Here is a 1359-nt window from a genome sequence, read left to right as displayed (position 1 = left end):
CGACGAAGCAGGCCCGCGGCTGACCACGAAGGCGTCCCCGCACCGGCCTCGTGGGCCGCGGGATCGAGGAGGCGACGTGATCGCCTGCGAGGATGGCGGACATGGGTGAACGTCCGGACCACGGGATCGATGAAGTCCTCGCCGCGTCGCGCGGCCTGCTCGGCGTCGTCGCGCGGTCGCTCGCGCCGGCGCTCGAGTCGGTCACGGTCCCGCAGTTCCGGTTGATCGTGCTCGTCGTCAGCCTCGGGCCGACGCGTGCCGGCGTCCTGGCGGACCGGCTGGCGGTCGGACCGTCGACCCTCACGCGGAACGTCGACCGTCTGGTGGCCGGCGGGTGGGTCGAACGCCGGGCGTCGTCGGACAACCGCCGCGAGGTCCTGGTGGCGCCGACGGAGCGCGGGCGTGCACTGGTGGCCGAGGTCACGGATCGTCGCCGCCGGGAGCTCGAGGAGATCATCGAGCGGGTGCCGGTCGCGGACCGCGCGGTCGTGACCGCCGGGATGGCGGCGCTCCGTCGGGCGATGGGGGAACCGTCACCCGAGGAGGTCTCCGCCTTCGGGGGGTGACTCCGGTTCGTTGTACGCGTACAATCGTTGTGCCCGTACAACTCAGGAGGACCGTGCCCGACGCCGCCCAGACCATCCGTCCCCACCTCGTGACCGCCGGCACCCGCTTCGGTGGTGCCGCCGTCCGGCTGGCGCTCCCGGCACTGCTCATCGGCCTCGGGGCCGGCGGCGCGGCGGTCGTCTTCCGCTGGCTGATCGAGCACGCCACGTGGGTGTTCAGCGGCCACGCGGACTACTCTGCGACCGACGGGCACCCGGCCAACCCCTGGGTGCCGTGGCTCGGGGCCGGTTTCGTGGTGCTCGCCCCGGCGGTCGGCGGGCTGCTGTACGGGCCGCTCATCCAGCGGTTCGCGCGGGAGGCGCGGGGCCACGGCGTTCCCGAGGTGATGTACGCGGTCGCCCGGAACGGCGGTCGGATCCGGGGCAGCGTCGCCGTGGTGAAGGCCCTCGCGAGTGCGGTCTGCATCGGCGCGGGCGGTTCGGTGGGCCGCGAGGGGCCGATCATCCAGATCGGCGCCGCCCTGGGCTCGACGATCGGTCGGTGGGCCCGGATGCCGGAAGTGCGCCTGAAGACCCTCGTCGCGTGCGGCGCGGCCGGCGGGATCTCGGCGACCTTCAACGCCCCCGTCGCCGGCATCTTCTTCGCGCTCGAACTGCTGCTGCGGGACTTCACCCCGACCTCGTTCGGCGCGGTCGCGATCGCGAGCGTCACCGCGGCGCTCGTCGGCCGCGCCGTCTTCGGCGACGCGGCCTTCCTGCACCTGCCGTCCATCGGGTCGATCACGCCGCCCGA

General features: G+C 74.0%; 2 protein-coding genes. Both read left to right on the top strand.

Annotated features, from left to right (window positions below; genetic code table 11):
* Window positions 1-101 precede the first annotated feature (101 nt).
* Complete coding sequence (locus tag I5E_RS01605) at window positions 102-566, top strand: MarR family winged helix-turn-helix transcriptional regulator (RefSeq protein ID WP_031261031.1); 465 nt, start codon at window positions 102-104, stop codon at window positions 564-566.
* A 53-nt stretch (window positions 567-619) separates the two neighbouring features.
* Window positions 620-1359 (top strand): chloride channel protein (locus tag I5E_RS01600; protein ID WP_022905453.1); only part of this gene is annotated, 740 nt, incomplete at its 3' end.

Source organism: Curtobacterium sp. B18 (assembly GCF_000333375.1).
GTDB lineage: Bacteria > Actinomycetota > Actinomycetes > Actinomycetales > Microbacteriaceae > Curtobacterium.
The sequence above is the reverse complement of the archived record's forward strand: the minus strand, read 5'-3'. Positions and strand labels throughout refer to the sequence as shown.